The 24,878-nt window shown below is 64.2% G+C and carries 20 protein-coding genes; 14 read left to right on the plus strand and 6 right to left on the minus strand.

Annotated elements, in window-relative coordinates; genetic code table 11:
* Positions 1-561: 561 nt before the first annotated feature.
* Entirely contained in the window at positions 562-840 is a 279-nt protein-coding gene (locus H6A15_RS01685; RefSeq protein WP_204671923.1) for a type II toxin-antitoxin system RelB/DinJ family antitoxin, read from the minus strand.
* Positions 841-1,002: 162 nt separating this feature from the next.
* On the opposite strand from H6A15_RS01685, the gene H6A15_RS01690 reads away from it, so the two are divergent.
* The gene (locus tag H6A15_RS01690) at positions 1,003-1,446 is read left to right on the plus strand and encodes an SWIM zinc finger family protein (RefSeq protein WP_204671924.1); all 444 of its coding nucleotides are present in this window, start codon (positions 1,003-1,005) and stop codon (positions 1,444-1,446) included.
* Positions 1,447-1,896: 450 nt separating this feature from the next.
* Entirely contained in the window at positions 1,897-2,376 is a 480-nt protein-coding gene (locus tag H6A15_RS01695) for a GNAT family N-acetyltransferase (RefSeq protein WP_204671926.1), read from the plus strand.
* A gap of 210 nt (positions 2,377-2,586) precedes the next feature.
* On the opposite strand, the gene H6A15_RS01700 is transcribed toward H6A15_RS01695, so the two are convergent.
* On the minus strand, positions 2,587-3,321 hold the full coding sequence (locus tag H6A15_RS01700) for a hypothetical protein (RefSeq protein WP_204671928.1): 735 nt from the start codon (positions 3,319-3,321) through the stop codon (positions 2,587-2,589).
* Positions 3,322-3,519: 198 nt separating this feature from the next.
* Between H6A15_RS01700 and H6A15_RS01705 the strand changes: the two genes are divergently transcribed.
* The 4 genes from H6A15_RS01705 (at position 3,520) to H6A15_RS01720 (ending at position 7,667) form a co-directional block, all read left to right on the plus strand.
* A complete protein-coding gene (locus H6A15_RS01705) occupies positions 3,520-4,041 on the plus strand; it encodes a DUF362 domain-containing protein (protein ID WP_204671930.1) in 522 nt (173 codons plus the stop codon).
* On the plus strand, positions 4,035-4,673 hold the full coding sequence (locus H6A15_RS01710; RefSeq protein WP_204671932.1) for a class I SAM-dependent methyltransferase: 639 nt from the start codon (positions 4,035-4,037) through the stop codon (positions 4,671-4,673). The genes H6A15_RS01705 and H6A15_RS01710 overlap by 7 nt, the downstream gene beginning before the upstream one ends.
* 183 nt (positions 4,674-4,856) lie before the next feature.
* A complete protein-coding gene (locus H6A15_RS01715; protein ID WP_204671934.1) occupies positions 4,857-5,912 on the plus strand; it encodes a linear amide C-N hydrolase in 1,056 nt (351 codons plus the stop codon).
* 198 nt (positions 5,913-6,110) lie between these two features.
* Positions 6,111-7,667, plus strand: a complete 1,557-nt coding sequence (locus tag H6A15_RS01720; protein ID WP_342635785.1) for an MFS transporter — start codon at positions 6,111-6,113, stop codon at positions 7,665-7,667.
* A 67-nt stretch (positions 7,668-7,734) separates the two neighbouring features.
* Here the strand turns inward: H6A15_RS01720 and H6A15_RS01725 are convergent, their stop codons facing one another.
* Positions 7,735-9,750, minus strand: coding sequence for a glycoside hydrolase family 2 protein (locus H6A15_RS01725; protein ID WP_204671936.1), 2,016 nt, complete (start codon positions 9,748-9,750; stop codon positions 7,735-7,737).
* A gap of 151 nt (positions 9,751-9,901) precedes the next feature.
* Complete coding sequence (locus H6A15_RS01730; RefSeq protein ID WP_204671943.1) at positions 9,902-14,116, minus strand: M60 family metallopeptidase; 4,215 nt, start codon at positions 14,114-14,116, stop codon at positions 9,902-9,904.
* A 306-nt stretch (positions 14,117-14,422) separates the two neighbouring features.
* Here H6A15_RS01730 and H6A15_RS01735 point away from each other — a divergent pair, with 306 nt between their 5' ends.
* A complete protein-coding gene (locus H6A15_RS01735; RefSeq protein ID WP_204671945.1) occupies positions 14,423-14,641 on the plus strand; it encodes a hypothetical protein in 219 nt (72 codons plus the stop codon).
* On the opposite strand, the gene H6A15_RS01740 is transcribed toward H6A15_RS01735, so the two are convergent.
* A complete protein-coding gene (locus H6A15_RS01740; protein ID WP_204671948.1) occupies positions 14,638-14,931 on the minus strand; it encodes a hypothetical protein in 294 nt (97 codons plus the stop codon). The genes H6A15_RS01735 and H6A15_RS01740 overlap by 4 nt on opposite strands.
* Positions 14,932-15,062: 131 nt before the next feature.
* Here H6A15_RS01740 and H6A15_RS01745 point away from each other — a divergent pair, with 131 nt between their 5' ends.
* The gene (locus H6A15_RS01745) at positions 15,063-15,866 is read left to right on the plus strand and encodes a DNA/RNA non-specific endonuclease (protein ID WP_204671950.1); all 804 of its coding nucleotides are present in this window, start codon (positions 15,063-15,065) and stop codon (positions 15,864-15,866) included.
* Here the strand turns inward: H6A15_RS01745 and H6A15_RS01750 are convergent.
* Positions 15,860-16,696, minus strand: a complete 837-nt coding sequence (locus H6A15_RS01750) for an ABC transporter ATP-binding protein (RefSeq protein ID WP_239462275.1) — start codon at positions 16,694-16,696, stop codon at positions 15,860-15,862. The genes H6A15_RS01745 and H6A15_RS01750 overlap by 7 nt on opposite strands.
* Before the next feature lie 85 nt (positions 16,697-16,781).
* Here H6A15_RS01750 and ilvA point away from each other — a divergent pair, with 85 nt between their 5' ends.
* From ilvA to H6A15_RS01780, 6 genes are all read left to right on the plus strand, one after another.
* Complete coding sequence (gene ilvA / locus H6A15_RS01755; RefSeq protein ID WP_204671952.1) at positions 16,782-18,002, plus strand: threonine ammonia-lyase; 1,221 nt, start codon at positions 16,782-16,784, stop codon at positions 18,000-18,002.
* A 556-nt stretch (positions 18,003-18,558) separates the two neighbouring features.
* On the plus strand, positions 18,559-20,223 hold the full coding sequence (gene ilvD / locus H6A15_RS01760; protein ID WP_204671954.1) for a dihydroxy-acid dehydratase: 1,665 nt from the start codon (positions 18,559-18,561) through the stop codon (positions 20,221-20,223).
* On the plus strand, positions 20,220-22,328 hold the full coding sequence (gene ilvB / locus H6A15_RS01765) for a biosynthetic-type acetolactate synthase large subunit (RefSeq protein ID WP_342635786.1): 2,109 nt from the start codon (positions 20,220-20,222) through the stop codon (positions 22,326-22,328). The genes ilvD and ilvB overlap by 4 nt, the downstream gene beginning before the upstream one ends.
* Before the next feature lies 1 nt (position 22,329).
* Positions 22,330-22,815 carry an acetolactate synthase small subunit gene (ilvN, locus tag H6A15_RS01770; protein WP_204671962.1) on the plus strand — a complete coding sequence of 162 codons (486 nt, stop codon included), beginning with the start codon at positions 22,330-22,332 and terminating at the stop codon, positions 22,813-22,815.
* 214 nt (positions 22,816-23,029) lie between these two features.
* Complete coding sequence (gene ilvC / locus H6A15_RS01775) at positions 23,030-24,025, plus strand: ketol-acid reductoisomerase (protein ID WP_204671964.1); 996 nt, start codon at positions 23,030-23,032, stop codon at positions 24,023-24,025.
* 206 nt (positions 24,026-24,231) lie between these two features.
* On the plus strand, positions 24,232-24,804 hold the full coding sequence (locus H6A15_RS01780) for an RNA polymerase sigma factor (RefSeq protein WP_204671966.1): 573 nt from the start codon (positions 24,232-24,234) through the stop codon (positions 24,802-24,804).
* Positions 24,805-24,878 lie beyond the last annotated feature (74 nt).

Below are 24,878 nucleotides of genomic sequence, written 5' to 3' on the forward strand. Positions count from 1 at the left end.
ACCCGGGCGGCGCCCCCTCCTGAGGAAAGGCTATTCGGTTGGGGCCGGTACCGCGTGCGCGGAACGCCGGTACTCGGTAGGCGGAACAGCGGTACTATTTACGCGTGCTAGACACTAAACAGAATGCCGCCTTTGGGCATTATTATTTGTGCTACAAGATTCGTATCCAATTTGGGTAATGTCGTCAGCGCCATTAGCGATGGAAATGTCGTTTGTGTTTGACGGATTACGAGGAGTAAATCCAATCAATCCCATTTTGGCAATGGAGCTCAGTTTTTTGATAGGGTGCGTCTCCGGTTAGTATTCCAAAATCAGATATACACCCATTTGATTTTGCTGGGTTGCATGTCCCGAACAACTAATCATCTTTAGTCAAAACTATCTCGAGCAAATAATCATTTAGCTGCATGGACGGTGGTAAGGCGATGGGGCTTTGCATGCTTGTCACGCACGTCGCAAAACAGCGTCGATTCACTGTTCCATTCAATGGGTATTTATGAGCTGCGCATGGGAAGCCGAATCAAATCATAATTACCCTGCTTAGTGCATCCCAGCGTTCAGCTACTCGTCTAATGCGGCGAACATGGCCGACGCCGAGTCATAGGACTCAGCGGCAACCTCCCCTGCAAGGATACCGCGAGCTTCGCGCATCGCCGCTTCGGTCTCGCTGTTGTATCGCGGCTGCCGAACGTCGAAGGGCAGTCCGCCCTCGAGAATCGATTTGTACAGGAAGATGTTGATCGCTTCGGTGAGCGTCATTCCGAGGCTTTCGTAAATTGATTCTGCTTCTGCTTTGATTTGCGGATTGACCCTCATGCTGATCGATGCGCTCTTAGCCATTGTCACTCCTTGCATTGACATTGCATATACATCGTATCACATATCCATTTGCTGCGAGATTGTTCGCGCTGTACGGCTATCCTTAATAAGCGCGCCTTGCATATTCTTCTGGCTGGAAGAGGAATAGGGGGCGTATTGGCACAACTCCGAAGGAGGCCTCGCATGCAGCTGCTTTCAATTCTCCGGATGGCAAGCGGAGCCTCTCTGTGGCGCGGGCTCGACTATGTGGAGCAGGGGCGCGTGAAGAACCTCCGACCCGGCGGCGAAGGTGTCTTCGATGCCGAGGTGGAGGGTACGGCGAATCTGCCCTACACCGTTCACGTGGACACCGTGCACGTCCGGCAGTCCCATTGTGACTGCCCGCACGCGGCGGGTACGAAGCGCATCTGCAAGCACATGGTGGCGACGGTGTTCACCGCCTATCCCCAACAGGTCGATGCATTCAAATGGGAGGTCGAGCAGGAGGAGCTGGCTTTCCAGCGTGAAGAGGAGGCCCATCGCGCAGAGCTCGTCCGTTACGTGAATAGTCTCAAGAAGGACGAGCTTCGTGAGGCGCTGCTCGCCGCGCTGATCGAGCTTGAGGAGCGCCAAGATCGTTGGTGGTAATAAGCGCGGCGCTCGCCGCCCTACCTGTTCACGACTATCCACGTGCCCGCTCGCGGGCTACCTTGCCGCTCGAGCTTCCCGTCTGCGCGAAGCTCGCTGACCAAACGTTCCGTCGAACGTTTCGAGCAAGCGAGCACTTGCGCAAGGTCGGCAATAGCTCCCTTCGGATTGCGTGCATTGTATTACCGCCACCGATTACCGCCATTTTGGCGGTAATCGGTGGCGGTAAAGCTGTGACTGGCACCTGCCGAAGCATTCGGTCATGAAATAGCCGGCATTGCGTGCATGCTGACGCCGTGCGTGATGTTCGTCGGATGTTTAGCGCCAGGGCGCAACCCCCAGCTTGCGAAGGATTGTTCTGTGAGCGCGGTTATCCATAAGCAAGGTGCGTTCAATTCCCTGATTGGACCGAGATATGGAACCGCGCTAGCATCAATCCAAAGGAGGTACATGTTGAAGATTGATTTGATGCGGCCGGAAGAGTTGGGCGACGCAGTGCGTCTGTTTGTTGATGCGGTGCATCAGATTAACCGGGCAGACTACGCGCCCGAGCAGCTCGATGCATGGGCGCCGGATGATGCCGCGTTTAGGGCGCAGCTGCAGAACAAGCTTGCCTCATCGTTGACGCTCGCAGCGTGCGACGGCGACACGCTGGTGGGTTTTGGGAGCCTTTTGGGGGCCGGCGAGCTCGACATGCTGTATGTGGACCCCGGGCATCTTCGTCGTGGCGTCGGCCGCGCGCTTGTTCAGGCGCTCGAGCAGGAGGCGTGCCGCCGCGGCAGCTCGCATCTTACGGCTTATGCCTCGATCACCGCCCGTCCCTTCTTTGAGAGCATGGGCTATTGCGTGGTGCGAGAGAACACGGTGCTCCGTCGGGGCGTGGTGCTCCAGAACTTCCTCATGTTCAAAGAGTTGCTAAACATCGAGTGAGGCTCATCTGGGATCTTTCACATGCGTGTAGCGTCTCGGTGTCTGCGCCGGTCCGGGTGACTTGATGGGTAGAATCCCTGGCAGTCCGTAAATTCTGCTGCGAGGAGCATGATAGGCATGAGGCTCGCGCTCGTTCTTTATGGCTACTGCCGCATGGTGCTCAAATAAGGTTTGCCACGTTTGAAGAGGCTTACGTGGGGCTGCCTCAAATTAAGCGGCATCCTCCTTCACGCCCAGGTTGCGGAGGGTCTCCACCAGGTCGGGCTCGAAGCAGTTGAAGAGCGGGAAGGATTCGATGCCGTCCGGCATATAGCGCTGGGCGAAATCCGAGGGGTCAAGGTCGCGTACGAGCGCGCTGCCATAGCCTGTCCCCTCGAAAATCGCCCGCGAGGCAAAGATCTCAAAGCCGATGGCTCCGTGCCGCTGCGCCTGTATGACCACGATTTCTGCCGAGGGGTCGTAGCGGAAGCTGCACCACGGCAGATATGCCAGCCGGAGCCGCACGCGCTCGGCGGTGGGGCTCTTGTGGATGTGCCCGGTCACAGACCCGCATACATATGGCTCCCGGCTGCCAAAGAGCAGATACCCATCGGTGGTTATGCGAAGTCGCTCGTCGTCGATGAACGCGATCATGCCGCGCCGGAGGCGATGTGCGCTTACCAGGCATCTGCCTGCGCATGCCGCGGCAAGGAGGCCCGCCGTCGCGCAGATGAACGATGCCATAAGCGTTGGCGAGGGTCCGCTGCCCGAACGGGTCTCGCTGGCGATCTGCGGCAGGTCAAAAAGAAGCGCGAATGCGACGAGCAAAACGATGGCGACGCATCCGCATATCGCTGCAGCGACCTTATTTCGCCGTATCTTTCCTTCTCGTGTAGCGCCTTCGCTGCCATAGCGCTTGCGGTGCTCGTCCACGGTAAAGTCGACATCAAAATGGATCCGCTTCATGTGCTCCCCCTGTCGGACCATGGTTGTCCGTTCGAGCCGGTTTTTGCTGCACCTCCATAGTATCTGGAGGTGAGGCGCAAACCCCTGTGGGCATACATGAAAAACTATGCCCCAATCAGGCAATTGACCCTACCTCTTGAGTGGACTCCAGGGAATAGAATCGCGCTTAAGAACCGAATGCGAGAGGAAGGATTTGTCATGGCATGCGATCATATGCAAACGGTACCCGGCACCGGCGGCGAGGCCTACGTCCCCATGAGCGAGCGCGCAGGAGCGGAGTCGACGGTCTATTTCACGCGCGACCTATCGGCAGAGGGGCTTCGCAAGATCTTCGAGCGCGTGAAGGCGGGCATGACCGGAAAGGTCGCCATCAAGCTTCATACGGGGGAGCAGAACGGTCCCAACATCATTTCTCGTCCGTGGGTGAAGAGCCTCATCGAGACCGACCTTCCCGGGGCCACGGTCGTCGAGACCAACACCTTCTACAAGGGCGATCGCTATACCACCGAGCAGCACCGCAAGACGCTTGAGGTAAACGGCTGGACATTCTGCCCCGTCGACATCATGGATGAGGACGGCGTCACCACCTTCCCGGTCGAGGGCGGCAAGTGGTTCCATGAGATGCATGTTGGCAAGAACCTCTCCAACTATGACTCGCTCTTTGTGCTCACCCACTTCAAGGGCCACGCGATGGGGGTGCTGGGGGTGCCGCTATGGTGATTGCCTCAAAAGAGCAGCTGCTTGCTGCCGATGCCGAGCGCGACCGCGCGATTTGCGGGCACGCGCTCGCGACGATGCCTCCCGAGCGGACGCGTATGGCAGACAGGGGCGCCCACGATCCTACGCCGACGCCGTATTTCATTCTCGAAGAGCTGTTGCAGCCGCTTGGGCTCACCCCGGACGATCATCTGCTTGACGTGGGGTGCGGCGCCGGACGCGTGCTTGCCTACGCCGCGGGGCAGCTGCCTTGTCGCGTCACCGGCGTCGAGCTCGACCCACAGCTTGCCTCGGTCGCCGCTGCCTGGGCTGCTCGCTTTCCTCGCCTCGATGTTATCCAGGGGAGCGTGCTCGAGATCCCGTTGGCAGCTTTTAGCCATTACTATCTGTTCAACCCCTTCGATACCTCGGTGCTCGTTGCTTTTCTCGACAAGATTGAGCGCGAGGCCGTGCGTCCCGTCACGCTCATCCATATGTCGGATAACGGGGAGACCTACGCCTATCTCGCCCGCCCTACATGGCGACTCGTGCGCGATGGGTCCATTCAGACGTATCCGTCGTCCTCGGGGCGCGCGTTCGATGTCTATGCGTATCCGCAGCATTGGTCGATGTGGCGCTACGAGCTGTCGGCATGATGTGCTCATACGATGTGTCATCAACAAAGCAACAATATTCTTTGCAGGTAAAGCGGCCAGAATCCCCCTTCATTTATTCCTAAGTACTGTGTTGGAAACAATCGGAGGCGCCCGGGCAGAAGAGAGCCATCTACCACTTCGACCCGGCTGCTGCATGCTCCGGGCAAGAAAGGGGGCGGGCCCATGTGCACGGGCATCCGCTTTACCGATTCAAACGGTTCCATGTATTTCGGTCGCAACCTTGACTGGACCCAGGGCTACGGCGAGCGCGTGGTGGTGACGCCCCCTGCCGCGCAGGTGCCGGCTGCCTTCGAGCGTTCCGGCGACCTTGATGCAAAGCACGCTCATGCGGTGATCGGTATGGGCATCATCGCCGAGGGCGTTCCGCTCTATTTTGACTGCGGCAACGACGCAGGCCTTGCGGTGGCGGGTCTCAACTTCCCGCAGAGCGCGCGCTATGCGGCGGATCCGGCGTCGGTGGTGGCGGGGGATTCCGAACAAGAAGCAGGGCCTTCCACCTCGTCTAAGAGGCGGGTCGGCGCTGTCGGGGCTGATCGAGGGAGCAATCCCATCAACGTCGCGGCCTACGAGTTCCCGTTCTGGGTCGCGCGCAATTTCGCGACGCTGGATGACGCGCGAGAGGTGCTCGGACGCGTGACGGTGGTTGCAAAGCCGGTATCGCCCCAGCTCCCGGTTGCCAATCTGCATTGGATGATCGGTGATGCCACGGGTAGCGTCGTGGTCGAATGCCTGGAGGGTGGTCTGCGCGTGTGGGAAAACGACGTCGACGTGCTCACCAACGAGCCTGATTTTGGCTGGCATCGACAGAATCTGCGAAACTACCTCATGCTCTCGGGCGCTGAGCCGGAGGCGGCGACGTGGGACCGAGCGCGTTTGGCGCCCTTCGGGTCTGGAATGGGCCTGCAGGGGATGCCCGGTGACTACAGCGGCCCCGCTCGCTTTGTGAAGGCGGCGTTCGTGAACAGCCACTACCCGGTGCAGGACACCGAAGGGGCAAACGTCACGCGGCTCTTCCGCACGCTCGCATCGGTTGCGGTTCCCATGGGCGCGGCGCAGATGTCCGATGGTTCCTTCGAGATCACCCTCTACACCAGCTGCTTTGCTGCGGCGAGCCTTACCTACTACCATGCCACCTATTCTGATCCGCAGATTCGGGCATACCATCTTGCCGCGTACGACCTGGGCGGCACCGAGCCCTTTGTTGCCCAGGCGGCATAGCGCCGCATCCCACAGAAGCGGTCGGTCAGGGTAGAGACAAGGGTCCGCCCTGGCCGCCTCGCCCCATTTCATCTTTTCGTCCTTAAGAAAGGGCACATCGTGCATATCACCTTGACGGAGCGGGCCCCTCGGCCCGTTGGGGACGCCCATGCCGCGAGGGCGGCGAAGTTCCTCGTAACACCTATCATCATTCTCATCTTGGCCCAAATGGGGGCCACCGGCGACAACGGAGCGCTCTCGCTCGCGGCGTCGGCGCTCACAAGCGATCTGGGCGCCACCACGGCGCAGATCCAGCTTGCCAATATGGTCTATCCGCTCGTTGGCGGCGCGTTCATGATCGCGGGCGGCCTGGCGGGAACCATCGTCGGCTGGACGCGGACCTTCCGAGGCGGCATGTTGCTCTGCGCCTTGGGAGAGGTCGTGCTCGCGCTCTCACCGTCCATGGAAGTGTTCATCTGGGGCGGCCGCGTGCTCGTCGGCCTCGGTGCGAGCTTCATGATTCCCTCGGTGCTCGGTCTCATCCCGCTCATCTATCAAGGGGCAAACAGGACCATCGCCTTTGGCGCGATCGGCGCGGCGTCGGGGCTGTCGGCGCTGTTGCCGCTGGGTCTTGGCGTGGTCATGGAGGCCGCCGGCATGCGGGCGACCTTCCTGACGCTGGCCGCCTACTTTGCCATCGTGTTTGCCTGCTCGTTCGCGCTCCCACATATCGAGCAGCGGCGTGCCAAGTCCTCGTTTGACGCGGCGGGCGTTGGGCTGGCGGCGTCAGGCCTCTTCTTGCTGCTCATCGGCCTGTCGAGCATCTCTTCGTGGGGGCTCGTCGCCCCGCTCGCGGGAGCGCCCTTCACCATCTTCGGCATCTCTCCGGCGCTGCCGCTCGCCCTCGCCGGCCTGGCGGTCCTCGGAGTCCTCGTGGTCGTGGAGCGTCGCGTCGAGGAGCGTGGCGGCATTCCGGTGCTGCCGAGCGTGTTTTTGACGACGCCTCAGGTCCGCGCGGGCCTCGTGGCATGTGCCCTCACGTTCTTCTTCATGGGCGCCCAGTCCATTCTCATGGCGCCCTACCTGCAGCTCGTCGCAGGCTGGTCGCCCGTTGCCGTGGGTGCGATTTCCATCGTCACGGGCGTGCCCACCTTCGCGCTTGCCCTGGGAATCCCCAAGCTCGCGCCGCACGCCGAGCCGCGCCGCGTGATACAGGCGGGGTATGTGGTCATGGCGCTGGCCCTGGGCGTCATGGCGCTCTCGGTGACCTTGGACGGCGCGAGCGCCCCGCTCGTCTACCTGGGCGCATTCCTTGCCGGCGTCGGTGCGGGAACGGTCTCCTCGCATGCGAGCAATGTCGTCGCAGCCGCCCTGCCCGAGCGCGAGGCTTCCCAGTCGGGCGGCATCCAAAGCACGATGCGCAACGTCGGCCAGGCCTTGGGCGTTGCCCTGCTTGGAGCGGTTCTCCTTTTCGGGATAACCGGGACGGTGCGCGAGAGGGCGGCGGACGCCTCTATCTCGGAGAAGGCCCAGCGGCAACTTGCGGGCGTGACCATCGATCTGGGCAGCGACCGCACGTTTGAGGACGAGATTGCCAAGCTCGACCTCACGTCGTCCGAGAGAGGCGAGCTGGTAGGCATCGAGGCCGACGCCAGGCTCGGGGCGGTGCGCACCGCATACGTGGTCGGCGCCGTCATCGTGCTCGCCGGCCTGGCGACGACTCCCTCGATCGCGCTGACGCGCCCCTCGCGACGCGACCAGCCGAAGGCGGCATAAGGCCTGTCGAGCGGGCCCGGCCCCACGCGTGCACGCAATGCGCCGCATGCGTCGGGGCGGGGGCCGCTCATTTCTTCAGCTTGTTTACGCGCCGGTCATAGGTGAGGATGCCGTTGAGCTCGTCTTCGACGTCGGAGAGCTGGGTGTAGACATAGCCGGCCAGCCCTTGGGCGGAAAGCTCCTGGGCCCGGCCGATCTCGCGGAGCACCGCCTGGCGCCATGCATCGATCGAGGGGTAGTTGCCGTAGCCGTATCCTATGGGCGAGGCGCTGTGCTCGGCGACGAGCTGCGTGAGCCCGCCGAACTCGGAGAGCACGAAGGCGCGTCCAGCCGGGTCGCGGAGCGCCCCCAAGGGTCGGAAATAGTTGTGATGCGAAAGAAAGTCGCCGCAGCGCTGGTCATACCAGCCGCTTGTCGCATCGACGGGCCGCGTGGGGTCAAGTGCCCGCACGGCCCGGCAAGCGGCGGCAGCGTCGAATTGGCCCCAGCCCTCGTTGAAGAGCACCCAGGTCACGATTGAGGGATGTCCCGCCAGAAGGCGCACCATGTCCTCGCAGGACCTAGTCCATTCGTGGCGGTATTCGGCGTCTGCAGCCGAGAGCGCCGCCCGGTGCGAGGGGGTGTCGTCCCGGAAGCGGCTCCACGATGCCTGAAAGAGCGTGGGCTTCCGGCTGGTGTGCCAAGGGCTGTATGCCCCTCCGCCCGATACGGCATCCTGCCACACGAGCATCCCGAGCCGGTCGCAGTGGAAATACCAGCGCTGCCGCTCGATCTTGATGTGCTTCCGCAGCATGTTGAACCCGGCGGAGCGCATCTCTTGGATGTCATGCACAAGCGCCGCATCGGAAGGCGCCGTCATGAGCCCGTCAGGCCAGTAGCCTTGATCGAGCACGCCGCGGACAAGCAGCGGCGTTCCATTTAGATGGAGACGGGGGCATCCGGCCCCGTCCCGTTTCACCTCGACGGTGCGAAACGCGCAGTAGCTGCGGACGCGGTCCCGGGGAACCTCCGGGGCGTTCGCGTCAAGCGTGACGAAGGCGTCATAGAGATAGGGCTCGTCCGGCGACCAAAGGCGGGGGCCATCGACGCTCAGGGTGGCATGGGCGAGCAGCCGCCGTGCGCACTTCTCGCTTGGTGCGAGGGCGAGAGACGAGCGCGCCACGATGGCCCCGTCTGAGTCGCGCAGGCATACCTGGAGCGTCGCGTCGGCGGGGGAGGTGCCGTCGCGTCGCGATGGCCGGGGCGCCTCAGTGCTGTCGGTGCGGACGTCTCGGGCATCGATGGCGGTCACCCGGACCTCAAGCTCGCCCCGGGCGGTTCCTTGCAGCGCAAGCCCGGCTATGTAGATCGCGGGAACCACTTCGAGCCAAACGCTCTGCCAGATGCCGCTCTGCGCGGTGTACCAGATGCCGCCGGGGCGAAGCCGCTGCTTGCCGCGCGGCTGGGTGCCGGCATCGGAGGGGTCATAGACGCAGAGGGCGATCTCAAAGCTGCCGCCCGCCTGCAGGGGAGAGGTGGTGTCCGGGGCGTCGCCGTCGCGAGAGGTTGCATCGTCCGTGTCGACGCGTGCCACATGGGGTGTGATGTCGACGTCGAAGGGCAGGTAGCCGCCTTGGTGCACGGCCGCAAGAGAGCCGTTCACGTAGACGGCGCAGATCCAGTCGACGGCCTCGAAATGCAGGAGTACCCGCTCGTGCCGGGCGCACGCGGGCATCTTGGCATCCCGTCGATACCAAAGCAGCTCGTCAGGCGAGAGATGGCGCTCCATGCCTGAGAGCGGGGCCTCGGGAGAAAAGGGGACCAAGATCTTTCCGTCCCATGTGCTGGGCAGGGGAGCTTCGGATACCGCTTTGCGCGCTTTTGGAGCGGGGAGAGGACCGGATCTTCCTTGGGGAAGCGGTGTTACGGCATAGTCCCAGCGACCGTTGAGCATGGTGTATGCTTCGCGCTGCAAGGTCGGGCGCGGATGCTCCGGAAGGACGTAGGCGGGGTCGATCGAGTCTCCCCATGGCGTCGACAGCGGGAGAAGCTCGCCTCGTTCGTGGGATTTGGCGCTTTTGAGAACCCGTATGATGTCCAGCATATCCGGCTACCCTTCTGTGCGGTTGTCCGTAATGCTAGGGCAAGAGCGTCCTCAATCCAACAGGCCCGCCGCCCGAGCTGTTCGGACGGCGGGCCTCGGCGCTCTTTTGCGCGGTGCCCTGGCGGCAGCGGGCTGCAGGTGTGCTCCAGAACTAAGACGTCCTGCTACGACGAACGATGGCTGCTGCAATAAAGGCGATGGCGGCGCCGATCACGCCTGTGCCGACAAGCAGCGCGGACGCGTCGCCCGTCTGGGCGAGGGTTTCCCCGCGGCCCTCGGTGCCGGCGGCGTGGCCACCGGGCTTGTCGCTGCCTTCGGGGCCGGCCCCGTCAGATCCAGCGGCGCCGTTCGAGGGGCCCTCGCCGTCGTCTCCGCCGGGCCGTCCCGGTGAGCCGGTTCCCGAGCCGTCTTCGGCGCTGCCGGTGTCGCCGGAGCCGTCCTCTCCATCGTCATCGCTTCCGCCAGAGCCCTCGCCTCCGGGCGTGTCGGGGAGGTCCGGCACGTCGCCCTCCGGCTTATCGCCAGGGTCGGTGCCCGGTCCGCCTTCGGCATCGCCTGCGCCTCCCTGTCCGTCATCCGGCTTCTCGTCCGTGCCGCCGTCGCCTCCGGGCTGCTGGCTGCCGTTGTCGGGATTGGACCCGTCTGGCTCGTTCGGGGCTCCTTCCTCCCCGTCGCCCTCGGTGTTGTCGCCGGCTCCTCCGTTCGAAGCGTCACCATCGCCGGAGCCGCCGTTGCTAGGCGGCGCCTGATCGTCCCCATCGGAGCCGTCGCCGCTTCCGTTGCCGGGGGGATTTGTCTCGCCCCCGTTCTCGCCATCTCCGTTCTCGGGCGGCGCGACCTCGCCGGAGCCGTCTCCGTCGGGCTGTTCCCCTCCGCCGTTCTCGACATCGTCATCGGGGGCGAAGTCTGTGCTCGGGTTGAGTCTGACGTCATAGGCCACCACGGAGAACCCTGTATGGCCAGGCGTATCCGAGGCGCCGCTATCGGCTGCAAGGGACGTAGCTCCCGGCGTCTCTGGGTCGTTCGTGCCTGCAAGGTCTTCTGCTGCGACCTCAAATGCTCCGTCACGCGAGAACCCGACGAGCTCTCCGTCGCGATAGAGCTCCCAGGCGCAGGTCGCCTTGGCGAGGTCGTCGTTTGGCATGGTGGCCCTCACGCGAGCCACGCCGTCGGCGAGCGTGACCTCGAGCTCGGGCTCAACCGTGCCGTCGGACCCCACAAGCTCGGCGTATGACTTTGCGCCATTGATGATCGCGGCGTCGGTGTCCAGCGAGAAGTAGCGTACCTTTCGCGGCATGGAGGGGTACTGTGCGCACCACTCCAGGACCTGGGGCGCCAGGTCGCGCTCGCCGAGTTCGTAGAGGTACTCGGCGAAGTTGTAGCCGGTTCCCATGGTGAACGCCACGGCCATGCGGTTGTATTTCACGCCGGTCGCGGCATTCGATGCCAGGTCCTGGATGGTCTTCACGGCGTCGGGGTCTCCGCGCAGAATGCGCACCGTCGCCCCATAGGCGCCGTACTTCTTCACGTCTGCCGCGATCTGCTCCGTATAGGGGCTTGCGGAGAAATCGTAGTCCGAGTAGTCCCATGAGTCGAAAAAGTGGAGGCCGTTCCACCAGGTGGTCACGTGGGTCCAGATATAGGTGCCCCAATCGTCGCCGTTCATCCAGTCGGGGACATAGGAGGGGTCTTCCGCCATCCGGGCAAGCTCGGCGTCGCGGCGCCTCGTGGCGTTCATGGCGTTGACGTGGTAGTACCGGGACGGGTTGAACGCGATGCCCGCCGTCCGCGCCTCCTCGATGCCGCCGTGGCGCGACCCCGCGATGGAGTACAGGTTGTTGGTCTCTTCGGCGACGGCGATCACGTTGTTGTCCAACATGTGCCCGTATTCGTGCGACATGCCCCATCCATACATGCTCTCGCCCGACAGGAAGGACGCGGCCGAGCTTTCGGGCATGTGGAAATAGCTTCCGTAGGCATACATGGTGGAGGGGCTGGAGACCGTGCGCGTGAAGGCCGTGTGCACGCGCGCCGTGGTGATCGCGTTCGGGCCGCTCGCTTCGCCGGCATCGAATCCGTCAAAAGCCCAATAGAACTCGAGCCTGTTCTGGATGGCGGTGTTCGAGCGCTCGACATAGGCCTTGGCGTCCGCTTCCGAGGCGAGGCCTTCGTAGGCCTTCGCCATGGCGGTCGCGCTGATGGCAAACTGCGCATGCCCGTCGTCGCCCATCTGGATGAGCGTCATATCCGCCGCCTTGCCGGCTCGCGCCAGCTCGGCATATGCGCGGATGTCCTGCACGTAGGTCCAGAAGCGCTCGGGATGAGCCGGGTCGTGCTCGTAGAAGGGGTGCTCGCCGAGGCTCGTGCCCAGAAAGGGGCTCGCCTGACCGGCTTCGCCCGCGGCCGCGCCGCCGCCAAGGGCGCCCCCGGCGCTGGGGACGGCGGCTGCGGCCACGTCGGGCGCGTCCGCAGCCTCGATGCGCACGCGGGCGCTGTTGTCGGTGGAGTTGTTGCGCAGGTAGAGCATCGACCCATAGGTCTTGGTCGTGAGGTCGATCGTGATGCGGTTCTCGCCGTTGACCAGCTTCGAGCGCTGCTCCATGTTGAGCGAGGGGTAGTTCGAGGTGTCCGTCAAGCCCACCTGTCGCCAGGCGATCGCGAGCTTGCTGGGGTCGTCGGCGTCGACATGGACGACGATCTCATTCTTCTGGCCCGGCTTGAGATACAGGCCCGTGGCGTCGAGGTTGTCAAACTGATACCCCTGGTTCGTGCGGCGCGCCTCTGCCCAGGGGTCGCCCAGCTGCGATGCCGTCTGCACCGAGTCGGCGAGTGCCTCGCGGTTTGCTTCCAGGTAGGCGGCATAGCGCTCGATGCGATCGACCTGCTGCAGGCGGATGCGGCGCTCGGGCGTGTCGATGCCGGCGAAGTGTGCCTCCACCATGGCGCGCAGGCCCTCGACGGCGCCGGGCTGGCTCAACTCTTCGCGCAGGTCCAGCGCGAGGTTGTCGGCAAAAGGATGCTCGAGCTCGTCAAACGCGGCGACCACGTCGGAGGCGGCAAGGGAGATGCGCGCGTCGTCGGCGGGATCGATGCCCACCGATGCGATGGCTTCGGGCGTGCCGGAGCGCTTTACCGAGAGACGTTCAAGGGCGGCGCGGGCCACCTCGGGAGACGATGCCGCGGCTACGGTCGAGCCTTCGGCCCAGGTGCCGGACAGCACCACCTCGATCGGGTCGTCGACGCTGTGCGACGTAGGGGCGCCTGCGAAGCTCAGCGCTGCCCCCTGGGCGAGGTTGATGCGGTCCGCGCCTTCGAGGCGCGCGCCCTCGCCCAGCTCGAGCGAGGCGTTTGCGTCAATACGGATGCCGAAGGTGTTGTTGGGATTGTTGTTTCCGATGGTGCCGCCTGCAATGGAGAGCGTTCCGCCGTCGAGCACGTGCACCACGCCGTCGCTCGATACATTTGACGAGTTGCCCGCGATGCTGCCGCCTGTCATGCGGACGACGCCTTTGGTCCACACGATTGACTGCGAGTAGCTTGTGCGGTTGCCGGTGATGGCTCCGGCTCGCATCTCGAAGGTCGCGCCGCGCTCCACGGCAACCGCCGCGTTGCGCATCGCAAAGCCGCCTCGGAGTTCGCCGCCGTCGAGCACGAAGGTCCCGCTGTGGACATAGACGGCGCCCCATGGCTTCCAGGAGCACTGGGCGCGCTCGATGGCCGTGCCTGCACGCATGGTGAGGCTCGACCCCTCGCGGACGGTCGCGACGGCCTCGTTGGAATCGGTGGCGGCGCCGTCGAGGACAAGTTCGCCGGCATCCGGATCGGCCGCTTCGAGGGTGAGCGAGGCTCCGCCGAGGACGCGGAACATGCCGGCAGCCTTGCCGCCCTCTAGGGGATAGCCCGCCGCCCGGGTGATGGTGGCTGCAGAGGCGGCGCGCAGCGTGACGGCGCGCCCGGCGTCGAGTACCGCGGGCTCCGTGATGCTGACAGAGCCCGCGACCTCGATGACATCGCCCGTCTGCGCTGCCTTGAAGGCCGCGGGGAGCGATTCTGCAGGCATGCGCTCCGCCCCGCGAACGAGCGTGACGCCGCTGGCTTCAACAGGCGCCTCGGCTGCAGGCGAATGCTCCTCCTCAGATGCGGCGCGCCCTTGCGCCCCTGCGGTCTCGCTGTTCGAGCTTGCGTCGCTTGGCTGAGGGCCCACCACATCGAGCGTCTCGGTCCCGGAAGGCCCGACCGTCTCTAGAGAAAGCCCGTCTGTCGGTTGCCCGGCGTGCGAGGCATCGGCTGCGCCGACGCTTGCCGGGGCAAGGCTTGCCGCCAGAAGCGTCCCCAGCACCACGGGGGTGATTTTGCTGTATGCCATGAAGTTCCTTTCGCATCTCGCGCCCCGGACGGGGCGGTGCCGCGCTGCGGATTTTGAGCGCGGAGGCTTAGGTATGTCCAGGTGCGACGCAGTTATACCCCACTGACACTTCGTCAATGGATTGTTGAGGCGCGATTACATGCCATTTCCAAAAACCTATGAATGTTATAGGAAAGAATAGCGGCAGGCAGAAGGCTTGAAGTGGTGGTTGCACATGGCTAACTAATATGTAAGAATCCTTGTAGCAATTAACAGCGCGCACGGTGCCAACGCCTTGCGCCGAGCGTCGCCAGATAAGGAGCGTCCATGGCAACCGAGGTCCGCATCTGCAAAAAATGCTCGGGAGTGCAGCCCGGCGATTTCAAAGGCGTCGTCAAGAAAAAGCATCGCAAAGTCGGATGCTTCGGCGTCTGCGCCAAGAAGCATCCGGAGCTCAAGGGGTCTTGCTATGTGAAGGCGGGGAAGAGGGTCGTGGCGGCTTCCTCAAAGGAGGAGCTGCTGCGCGCCGTTGCGGGGGCGTGCTAGCCGCGCCTGGGGTGTGAGGTGAGGTGCCAGCCGCCGCAGTGCGGGCACCTGTAGCAGCTCAGGCCGCGTCGCCCATGCTCGGCGCAGGCGGCGATGGCCTCGAGTGCATCCGCCTTGGTGTCGTAGCGCGCCTTCGAGCTGCATGCGCGCTCGATCCTGGCCTCCTCGCGGCGCGCATCGAGCTCGTCGAGCCCACGGCGACCTGCGGCAAAGAGGTCGTCCAGTCCTCCTGCCGAGTTCAAGAAGTCGTCACGCTGCCGCGCCCGTGCCGAGGGCTTCCTGCTTGTCATGATCGTTTCCCACCTTGTAGCCAACGCGCGCCTATCCTTCGTAGAGCCATTATGAGGGAATCTCCCGCCGCGGTCGCGCGCGATCTGTGTCTGGGCAACGTGGGATACTTGCCCCAAGGGAGGTTCATGACATGAGATCGATTCACCTACGAAGGGCGTCTGCCCTTGCGGCGTTGCTGCTGGGCGTCGCGCTTGTTCTGGGAGGCTGTTCGCAGATTCCCTCGGTCGTGGGCGAGGCGCTGGGGGAGCTTGTCGGGCGCGACTATCCCGCCGAGGTGCTCGACGCCCTCGCGATCGCCGACGACGCCGTGACAGACGTCAACGAGGGCGTCCCGTCGTTTTCCGAGGACGACCTCGCGTATGCGCGCGACCATCTGGGATATGAGTCGTATAGCATGCTCGATCTGTTGGGGCGGTGCGGGGTCGCCATGGCATGCGTCGGGCCGGAGACCATGCCCGGTCCCGACGAGGAGCGCGAATCCATCGGGGACATCCATCCATCGGGGTGGCACAGCGTGAGCTATGACATCGTGGAGAACGGCAGCCTCTACAACCGCTCCCATCTCATAGGTTGGCTCTTGAGCGGGGAGAACGCCAACGAGCGCAACCTCATCACCGGCACGCGCTTCATGAATGCGGACCTCATGCTGCCGTTCGAGGAAGAGGTCGCCCGCTATATCGACGACACGGGAAACCATGTGCTCTATCGGGTGACCCCGATATTCGAGGGGACGGAGCTTGTGGCGCGCGCGGTCGAGATGGAGGCTGTCTCGCTTGAGGACGACGGCGCTGGCGTGTCGCTTAACGTGGTGTGCCGCAACATCCAGCCGGGCATCGGCATCGACTATGCTACGGGCGACAGCTGGGAGGAAGACGAGGGCGCGTCTCAGGAGGGTGCCTCTGTGTGGGAAGAGATGCTCCCGGCGCTTCAGTAGCGTCCGCGCAGGGAGTACCAGCCGTGCGATTCATCGACCGCAAGCGGCACGCCGAAGAGCTCCGTCATGGTCTCGCTTGTCAGCAGCTCATCTTTGGGGCCGTCGGCAAAGATGGTCGCCTCTTTGATGAGCAGCACGCGCTTGATGTCGGGGATGATGTCTTCGGGATAATGGGTCACCAGCACGACCGAGCGACCCTCGCTTGCCAGCATGCGCATGGTGTCGCGCACGTGGTACATGCCCTCGGGGTCGAGCCCCGTGCAGGGCTCGTCGAAGATGAGGACGCTGGGGTCGCTCATGAGCTCCCGCGCCACGAGCGCGCGGCGCACCTGGCCGGTCGAGAGCGTCATGACGTCGCGGTCTGCGATCTCCGCGATGCCCAGGCGTTCGAGCGCGTCCATGCCTCGCCTGTGGACCTCAGGGGTCATCTCGACGTGACGAGGAAGGCCAAGCGTGCCGAACATGCCGCCGCATACGATGTCTATGACGGGAAGATGCACGCGGACCTGGTCGTGCATGGTGGCGCTCACGATGCCCAGGCCACGCTTGATGTCGGAGAGTTCGGGCCGCGCGGAGCCACGGAAGCGCACCGGCGGCTCCTCGCGCCACAGCGGGAAGACCTCACGGGTGAGCAGCTGGATGAAGGTCGACTTTCCTGCGCCATTTGGACCGAGCAGCGCCACATGTTCGCCTTCCGCGAGGTCGAAGCTCGGCACGTCGAGGATGGTCTTGCCGCCGCGAACCACCTGTGCGTCGCGCAGCGAGAACAAAGGGGCGCTCCCTTCGACGTTGGCTTCCTCTTCGTTCAGCTCCTCGGTTCCCATGACCATACCCTTCCTCTTGCCTCGTGTCCGCTCGAATATGCTACGCTACTTTACTACACCAAAGCGTATACGTGAGCAAAGGAAGTGCGTTATGCCTGAGATGCTAACGCTCGATGCGTTCGAGCAGGCCTCCGAGAAGGTTAAGGAAGTCACCCAGAAAACCGAGCTCGTCGAGAGCGTCCACTTCAGCCAACAGACGGGCAATCGCGTGTTCTTCAAGCCTGAGAACATGCAGCGCACGGGTGCCTACAAGGTGCGCGGCGCCTACTACAAGATCTCGACGCTCACGCCCGAAGAGCTCGGGCGCGGCATCATCACCGCGAGCGCAGGCAATCATGCCCAGGGTGTTGCGTTTGCCGCCACGCGGGCAGGCGCGCGATCGATCGTGGTCATGCCCACCACCACGCCCCTCATCAAGGTGGAGCGTACCAAGGGCTACGGCGCCGAGGTGGTGCTCTACGGCGACGTGTATGACGAGTCGTGCGACTACGCCATGCGCCTCGCCGAGGAAGAGGGCTATACGTTCATCCATCCCTTCAACGACCCGGTGGTCGCTACGGGGCAGGGCACCATCGCCATGGAGATCGTTCAAGAGCTGCCGCTCGTGGACACCATTCTGGTTCCGGTGGGCGGCGGCGGCCTCGCCTGCGGCGTATCGACGTTCGCCAAGCTCTATAACCCCAAGATTCGCGTGGTCGGCGTGGAGCCCGAGGGGGCGGCGTCGCTTACACGTGCGCTCGAGGCGGGACATCCGGTGAAGCTCGACTCTGCCAACACCATCGCCGACGGCACCGCGGTGCTCGAGGTGGGCGACAAGGTGTTTCCCTACCTGCAGCAGAATCTCGACGACATCATCACCGTGCCCGACGACGAGCTCATCGTCGCCTTCCTCGACATGGTGGAGAACCATAAGATGATCGTCGAGAACTCGGGCCTGCTTACGGTGGCTGCCCTCAAGCACCTGCCTGCCGAGAACAGGCGCATCGTGTCGATCCTCTCGGGCGGCAACATGGATGTGATCACCATGTCGAGCGTGGTGCAGCACGGCCTTATCGCCCGCGACCGCATCTTCACGGTGAGCGTGCTTCTGCCCGACCGCCCCGGCATGCTCGTCAAGGTGGCGTCGATCATCGCCGGCGAGAACGGCAACGTCATCAAGCTCGAGCACAACCAGTTCGTAAGCACCAACCGCAACGCGGCGGTGGAGCTGCGCGTGACCATCGAGGCGTATGGCCCAGCCCATAAGGAGCAGATCGTGGAGGCGCTTCGCGCGGGAGGATTCGATCCCACGCTGGTCCAGACCTCGCTGTAGCGGACAATCGTCCCGGGGCGCGGCGCTTGATCGGATGCGTCTGGTATGACTGCATCGAGGAACAAGAGGAGTAGCGCCGGATGCTTGAAGGTGCGGCTCTATCGAGGCCTCCGGCGCCGAGCGATGCCATCGATTGATGGCGGCGTGCGCGCGAGAGCGCGCGGGTTACCGTTCATGTACGTATGAGACCACTTTCGCCGAATAAAGTGTTTCGAATGCGTTTCATTATCGCGCCTGGAGAATCAGGTTATGCCGTCAGCGAGATACTCACGACTTAGCAAATGCGATGACGGGACGAGTATCGGACGTGCCATCCCACAGCGAGCAGGGTGCGAAGCACTCCAGGCGCCACAGCGCCAGAGAGCGGTGAGAACCTGCGGTGGACGGTCGAGAACACACCCCCGAGCAGTGCGGCCAAACGTGTGAGCGGCCATGGGCGATCCCCGTGTGAGCGCTGGCACCAACGTCGCGCCGGAGCCTCCGTGATGGGCATCGGGCAGGAGCGCCTGCCGTCTCGCATTTCTTGGTCGAAGCGCGAGAGGAAGCGAGGGCGCACATGCAGATGCGTAGCGATGCCATCAAGAAGGGGCTGGCGCGAGCGCCGCACCGAAGCCTGCTGAAGGCCGACGGCCTCACCGACGAGGAGCTCGACCGGCCGCTCGTAGCGGTGGTTTCCGCTCAGAACGAAGTGATTCCCGGACATATCCACCTCCAGCAGATCGCTGACGCCGTCAAGGCGGGCGTGCGCATGGCGGGCGGAACCCCGCTCCAGGTCAACACCATTGGCGTGTGCGACGGCATCGCCATGAACCACGAGGGGATGCGCTACTCGCTGACAAGCCGCGAGGTCATCGCGGACTCTGTGGAGTGCGTGATCCAGGGCCATCAGTTCGACGCCATGGTGCTCATCCCCTCCTGCGACAAGATCGTCCCGGGCATGCTCATCGCGGCTGCGCGCCTCAATATCCCCACGATGCTCGTCTCGGGCGGCCCCATGCTCGCCGGCCGCGACCGGTGCGGGCGCCAGACCGACCTCAACACGCTCTTCGACGCCGTGGGCCAGGTTACCGCCGGCACCATGACCGAGGAGGAGTGCGCCTGGCTCGAGAACACCGCCTGCCCCACCTGCGGCAGCTGCTCGGGCATGTTTACCGCCAATTCCATCTGCTGCCTCGCCGAGGCGCTCGGCCTGGCGCTTCCCGGCAACGGCACCGTGCCCGCCGTGTATTCCGAGCGCATCCGTCTCGCCAAGCGCACGGGCATGCAGGTGATGGACCTCGTCCGCAAGGGAATCAGCGCCCTCGATATCCTGAACGAGGCAGCCATTCACAACGGCATGGTGCTCGACATGGCCTTTGGCGGCTCGACCAACACCATGCTGCACCTCACCGCCATAGCGCATGCGGCGGGCTGCCCCATCACCATGGACGACTGGGACGCCGTCTCTTCCGAGACGCCCAACATCGTGCGCATCGCGCCGGCAGGCCCCCTGCACATCGAGGACCTGAACTCCGTCGGCGGCATCCCTGCCATCATCGGCGTGCTCGGTCGCGCGGGGCTGCTGCGCGAGGACGCCTGCACGTGCCACGGATGCATGGCCGATTGGATCGCAGCCTGCCCGCCGGCGGACGGCGAGATCGTGCGCGAGGTGGACAACGCCTACAGCCCCATCGGCGGCCTCAAGGTCATGCATGGCAACCTGGCGCCCGACCGCGCGGTCGTGAAGCGCAGCGCCGTCGCGTCCGACATGATGCGCCATTCTGGCCCCGCCCGCGTCTTCAACAGCGAGGAGGAGGCCTGCGAGGCCATCTTCGGCGGCAAGATCAACGCAGGCGACGTGGTGGTCATCCGCTACGAGGGCCCCGCCGGCGGTCCGGGCATGCGCGAGATGCTCACGCCAACCTCGGCGATCTGCGGCATGGGGCTTGACCACTCTGTCGCCCTCATCACCGACGGCCGCTTCTCCGGCGCGAGCAAGGGCCCGTGCATCGGCCACGTCTCGCCCGAGGCGGCTGCCGGCGGCCCCATCGCGCTCGTTCAGGAAGGCGACATCATCGATATCGACATCGAGGCGGGAACGCTTGAGCTGCGCGTGGACGCCTCTGAGCTCGAACGCCGCCGCGCCGCTTGGAAAGCGCCCGCGCCGAAGTATGCCACGGGCGTCCTTTCTCGCTATGCCAAGCTCGTCACCAGTGCCGACAAGGGGGCGTATCTCTCATGACAGACATCAACCAGGCGGCTTCGCTCGCCGGCAGCCCGCGTACTCCCGACATGCCCGACGATATTCGCCAGCACATCTGCGTCTCTGCGGCTCAGGCGACATCGGGAACCGGCACCACACGCGCCGAACGCCTCGCTCTGAAGGAGCTCGCCATCAGCGGCAAGCCCTTTGGTCCCGGTAGTGCTACCGAGCACGAGGGCAAGACCATGACCGGCGCCCAGGCAATCATCGCGTCGCTTGAGGCCGAGGGCGTCGACGTGCTCTTTGGGTATCCGGGCGGCCAGGCCATCAAGATCTACGACGCGCTCTACGACTCGAAGACCATCCATCACGTGCTCGCGCGCCACGAGCAGGGTGCCGTGCACGAGGCGGACGGCTATGCCCGCGCCACGGGCAAGGTCGGCGTGGTGCTCGTGACGAGCGGCCCCGGCGCCACCAACACCGTGACGGGCATCGCCACCGCCTACATGGATTCTGTTCCGCTCGTGGTAATCACCGGCCAGGTCACGCGCGGCGTCATCGGAACCGACGCCTTCCAGGAGGCAGACATCGTCGGCATCACCATGCCCGTGGTGAAGCACAGCTTCTTGCTGCAGAGCAACGACGACCTGACCCGTACCTTCCGCGAGGCCTTCTATATCGCGTCGACCGGGCGCCCCGGCCCCGTGCTCATCGACGTTCCCTCCGACCTTGCCGGCGCCGAGATGGTCTTCCACTATCCCGACCATGTGGATATCCCCAGCTACCGTCCGACCTACAAGGGCAACGCCAAGCAGGTGCGTCAGGCCGTCGAGCTTATCCGTGCCGCCGAGCGCCCGCTGCTCATGGTGGGCGGCGGCGTGGTGTCGAGCCATGCCTGCGACGAGGTCGTGGAGCTCTCCGAGAAGATGCAGATCCCGGTGGTGACCACCCTGCTCGGCAAGGCGGCCATGCCGTGCTCGAACCCGCTCAACCTGGGTCCCGTCGGCATGCACGGCTCCAAGTATGCCAACATGGCGGTCACCGAATCCGACCTCATCATCGCCGTGGGCGCGCGCTTCTCAGACCGCGTGACCGGCAAGCTTTCCGAGTTCGCGCCGCATGCAAGGGTCATCCATATCGACATCGACCCCGCCGAGATCGGCAAGGTGCGCGACCCGCAGGTGCCCATCGTGGGCGATGCGCGCAACGTCGTGGCAGCGATCAACATTCGTCTCGACAAGGTCGGCGCGCAGCCGGTGAGCCAGAAGTGGGTCGAGCAGTGCTTCGAGTGGCGCGAGCGCTGGCCGTTCTACACCGCCGACTTCACCGACTATCCTGACCGCATCGCACCCGAGGTCGTGCTCGAGCGGCTGTCCGAGAAGCTCGATCCGCACGCGAGCGTGGTCACCACCGAGGTCGGCCAGCATCAGATGTGGGCGCACCAGCACATCCATCGCGAGGAGTCTCGAACCTTCATCTCGTCGGGCGGCCTGGGCACCATGGGCTTCGGTTTCCCGGCGGCCATCGGCGCCAAGATCGGCAGGCCCGACGCCCAGGTGGTGTGCATCGCCGGCGACGGATCGCTGCAGATGAACATCCAAGAGATGGCGACCGCCGTCGGCAACGGCGTGGCGGTGAAGGTCCTGCTCATCGACAACAATGCCCTCGGCATGGTGCACCAGTGGCAGCGCCTGTTCTATCACGAGCGCTATTCGTGCACCGAGTTCACGGCAAACCCCGACTTCGTGAAGCTCGCCGAGGCATACGGATGGGCTGCCGAGCGCATCTCGCATCCCGACCAGATCGACGCCGCGCTCGACCGCATGCTCGCCTGCGATGGCCCGTACCTCTTGGACGTCATCATCCCGACGGCCCAGACGGTCTATCCCATGGTTGCCCCCGGTGCCGCCATCGATGACATCATCGGCGCCATCGACGTGACGCTCGGCGGCGTGCGCGTGACCGAGAAGGGCATGAGCCCGGCAGGCTCCATGGGTGGCACGGTGGCAGAGCCCCTGCCGCTTACGGCGCGGACGGACGGCGCCTCGCGCGTCGCCGGTGCCACGAAGGTCTCTTCGGCGGATGCCGAGATGGGCGCCGAGGCAAAGCCTGCGGATGTCGCCGACGCGAAGGGAGGCGAGTGAGATGAAATACATCCTCTCCGTGCTCGTCGAGAACAAGCCGGGCGTGCTCTCCCGCGTGACCGGGCTGATCAGCCGTCGCGGCTTCAATATCGATTCGCTCACCGTGGCGCCTACCGAAGACGTCACCATGAGCCGCATGACCATCATCGTCCAGGCGGACGAGGTCGGCTACGAGCAGATCACCAAGCAGTTGCACAAGCTTGTGTCCGTCTACAAGATCTCCGACCTCACCGACGAAGACGCCATCGAGCGCGAGCTTGTTCTGTTCAAGGTGCTCGCTCCGCCCGACCGTCGCCACGAGATCATCGAGATCGCCAACATCTTCCGCGCGAACGTCGTGGATGTGGGCAAGAACTCCCTCACGGTGGAGGCGACGGGCACGCAGAGCAAGCTCGACGCGCTCGAGGACCTCTTCCGCGGCTATGGCATTCGCCAGCTCACGCGAACAGGCAAGATCGCCATGTCGCGTGGGGCGCGAGATTCGTAGGCGCGGCTGGTCGGCGCCGTGCGGCCGTCGTGCGGCGGGTTCGGCTTTCAATCGCTGATCGCATGCCGAAGCGTGCTTTCGCCTCCTATCAAGCCGACCCGCCCCGGCCATGACCGCTCTCTGGCGTCGCTCGGCCTTCAGCCCATTCGTCTCAGAAGCCCCCTATTTTCCCATTACTTGGTAACACCAGCCACGAACAACTAAGGAGAAGAACATGGCTGTTACGATCTATTACGAATCCGACTGCGATCCGAAGGTCATCCAGGGCAAGAAGATTGCCATCATCGGCTACGGCTCCCAGGGCCATGCCCATGCCCTGAACCTGCTCGATTCCGGATGCGACGTGCGCGTCGGCCTGCGTGAGGGCTCCAGTTCTTGGGCGAAGGCCGAGGAGGCGGGCCTCAAGGTCACGAGCATGGACGAGGCGGCTGAGGAAGCCGACGTCATCATGATCCTCACTCCCGACGAGACCCAGCCCAAGGTGTACGAGGAGCACATCAAGGCCCACCTCAAGCCCGGCGACACCCTCGCCTTCGCCCATGGCTTCAACATCCACTTCGGCTATATCGTTCCTCCCGAGGATGTGAACGTCATCATGTGCGCCCCGAAGGGCCCGGGCCACATCGTGCGCCGTCAGTACACCGAGGGCTCCGGTGTGCCCGACCTCGCGTGCGTGCAGCAGGACGCTACCGGCGACGCCTGGGATATCGTGCTTTCCTACTGCTGGGGCGTCGGCGGCGCCCGCTCCGGCATCATCAAGGCCACCTTCAAGGAGGAGACGGAGGAAGACCTCTTCGGCGAGCAGGCCGTGCTCTGCGGCGGCCTCGTCGAGCTCGTCAAGGCCGGCTTCGAGACCCTGACCGAGGCGGGCTATCCGCCGGAGCTCGCGTATTTCGAGTGCTACCACGAGATGAAGATGATCGTCGACCTCATGTACGAGAGCGGCATTCACTTCATGAACTACTCCATCTCCAACACCGCCGAGTACGGCGAGTACTACGCCGGCCCGAAGGTCATCAACGAGGAGTCTCGCGCCGCCATGAAGCAAATCCTGGCACGCATCCAGGACGGCAGCTTCGCCCAGGAGTTTGTCGACGACTGCAACAACGGCCACAAGTGGCTCTTTGAGCAGCGCGAGAAGATCAACGAGCACGAGATCGAGAAGACGGGCGAGAAGATCCGCTCCATGTTCTCCTGGATCAAGAAATAACTTTTGGCTTACCGGTTTGGTTTGGTAGGGCATCCTGACGCGTAGCCGCGGCGGCCCGTTCTCTTTCCTACGCCTTAATTCAGCAGAAGCCCGGCACGCCCGTTGCGGCGGCCGGGTTTTTGCGTATGGCTGCAACGAAGGGGACGGGCTGTTCGTACATAGCAATAAAGGGAGGTGAGTCAGTGGCATGGGGCAGCGAGGGGCGCATGGATGAGGCGCGCCGCGATGCACGCTTGGTGCGTGCCGTGGTGCGTCGCGGGTCGCGCGATGCGGCAGATGCGCTGGTGAGACGGCATTACGACGAGGTGTACCGCTACTGTGCGCGGCGGCTGCATGATGCGGACGGGGCGCGTGACCTGACACAAGACGTCTTCATTGCGGCATTGCGGGCGCTGCCACGCTTCGATGCTCGTCGCGCGTCGTTTCGTACCTGGCTGTTCCACATCGCGACGAACCGGCTCACAGACTATTGGCGCATGCGGCGGCCTCCTACGGTGCCCGTCGAATCGGTCGAGCTGGAGGATCTTGCAGCGGCGCGCCCTGTGCTCGACGAGACCGGGCTCTTAGCTCGTCTCGATCGGACGCTTGCAACGGGAGACGCACGGGTGGCGGAGGTGGTGCGCTTGCGCATCTTTGGCGAGATGGGATTCCGCGAGATCGCCACGGAGACGGGACAGAGCGAGGCGGCGGTGAAATCCCAGTACCACCGGTTTATGCAGCGGTTCCGCGCGGAGCTGGAGCGGGATGCGGTGGGACGCGAGGAAGGTGGGACATCGTGAGGGAAGATCGGATTCCAAGGAATGGGGCGAAGGGCTCGGTTGCAGCTCGTGGGCGGGCTGCGGGGCGGCGCGAT

Origin of the sequence: Enorma phocaeensis (assembly GCF_016901575.1) — a bacterium.
Taxonomy (GTDB): Bacteria; Actinomycetota; Coriobacteriia; order Coriobacteriales; family Coriobacteriaceae; genus Limicola; species Limicola phocaeensis_A.

What these genes read in the sequence shown, in the direction of transcription:
- H6A15_RS01685 (WP_204671923.1), bottom strand. Translation starts at nt 840, where the DNA reads ATGGCTAAGAGCGCATCGATCAGCATGAGGGTCAATCCGCAAATCAAA.
- H6A15_RS01690 (WP_204671924.1), top strand. Translation starts at nt 1,003, where the DNA reads ATGCAGCTGCTTTCAATTCTCCGGATGGCAAGCGGAGCCTCTCTGTGG.
- H6A15_RS01695 (WP_204671926.1), top strand. Translation starts at nt 1,897, where the DNA reads ATGTTGAAGATTGATTTGATGCGGCCGGAAGAGTTGGGCGACGCAGTG.
- H6A15_RS01700 (WP_204671928.1), bottom strand. Translation starts at nt 3,321, where the DNA reads ATGAAGCGGATCCATTTTGATGTCGACTTTACCGTGGACGAGCACCGC.
- H6A15_RS01705 (WP_204671930.1), top strand. Translation starts at nt 3,520, where the DNA reads ATGGCATGCGATCATATGCAAACGGTACCCGGCACCGGCGGCGAGGCC.
- H6A15_RS01710 (WP_204671932.1), top strand. Translation starts at nt 4,035, where the DNA reads ATGGTGATTGCCTCAAAAGAGCAGCTGCTTGCTGCCGATGCCGAGCGC.
- H6A15_RS01715 (WP_204671934.1), top strand. Translation starts at nt 4,857, where the DNA reads ATGTGCACGGGCATCCGCTTTACCGATTCAAACGGTTCCATGTATTTC.
- H6A15_RS01725 (WP_204671936.1), bottom strand. Translation starts at nt 9,750, where the DNA reads ATGCTGGACATCATACGGGTTCTCAAAAGCGCCAAATCCCACGAACGA.
- H6A15_RS01730 (WP_204671943.1), bottom strand. Translation starts at nt 14,116, where the DNA reads ATGGCATACAGCAAAATCACCCCCGTGGTGCTGGGGACGCTTCTGGCG.
- H6A15_RS01735 (WP_204671945.1), top strand. Translation starts at nt 14,423, where the DNA reads ATGGCAACCGAGGTCCGCATCTGCAAAAAATGCTCGGGAGTGCAGCCC.
- H6A15_RS01740 (WP_204671948.1), bottom strand. Translation starts at nt 14,931, where the DNA reads ATGACAAGCAGGAAGCCCTCGGCACGGGCGCGGCAGCGTGACGACTTC.
- H6A15_RS01745 (WP_204671950.1), top strand. Translation starts at nt 15,063, where the DNA reads ATGAGATCGATTCACCTACGAAGGGCGTCTGCCCTTGCGGCGTTGCTG.
- H6A15_RS01750 (WP_239462275.1), bottom strand. Translation starts at nt 16,696, where the DNA reads ATGGTCATGGGAACCGAGGAGCTGAACGAAGAGGAAGCCAACGTCGAA.
- ilvA (WP_204671952.1), top strand. Translation starts at nt 16,782, where the DNA reads ATGCCTGAGATGCTAACGCTCGATGCGTTCGAGCAGGCCTCCGAGAAG.
- ilvD (WP_204671954.1), top strand. Translation starts at nt 18,559, where the DNA reads ATGCAGATGCGTAGCGATGCCATCAAGAAGGGGCTGGCGCGAGCGCCG.
- ilvB (WP_342635786.1), top strand. Translation starts at nt 20,220, where the DNA reads ATGACAGACATCAACCAGGCGGCTTCGCTCGCCGGCAGCCCGCGTACT.
- ilvN (WP_204671962.1), top strand. Translation starts at nt 22,330, where the DNA reads ATGAAATACATCCTCTCCGTGCTCGTCGAGAACAAGCCGGGCGTGCTC.
- ilvC (WP_204671964.1), top strand. Translation starts at nt 23,030, where the DNA reads ATGGCTGTTACGATCTATTACGAATCCGACTGCGATCCGAAGGTCATC.
- H6A15_RS01780 (WP_204671966.1), top strand. Translation starts at nt 24,232, where the DNA reads ATGGATGAGGCGCGCCGCGATGCACGCTTGGTGCGTGCCGTGGTGCGT.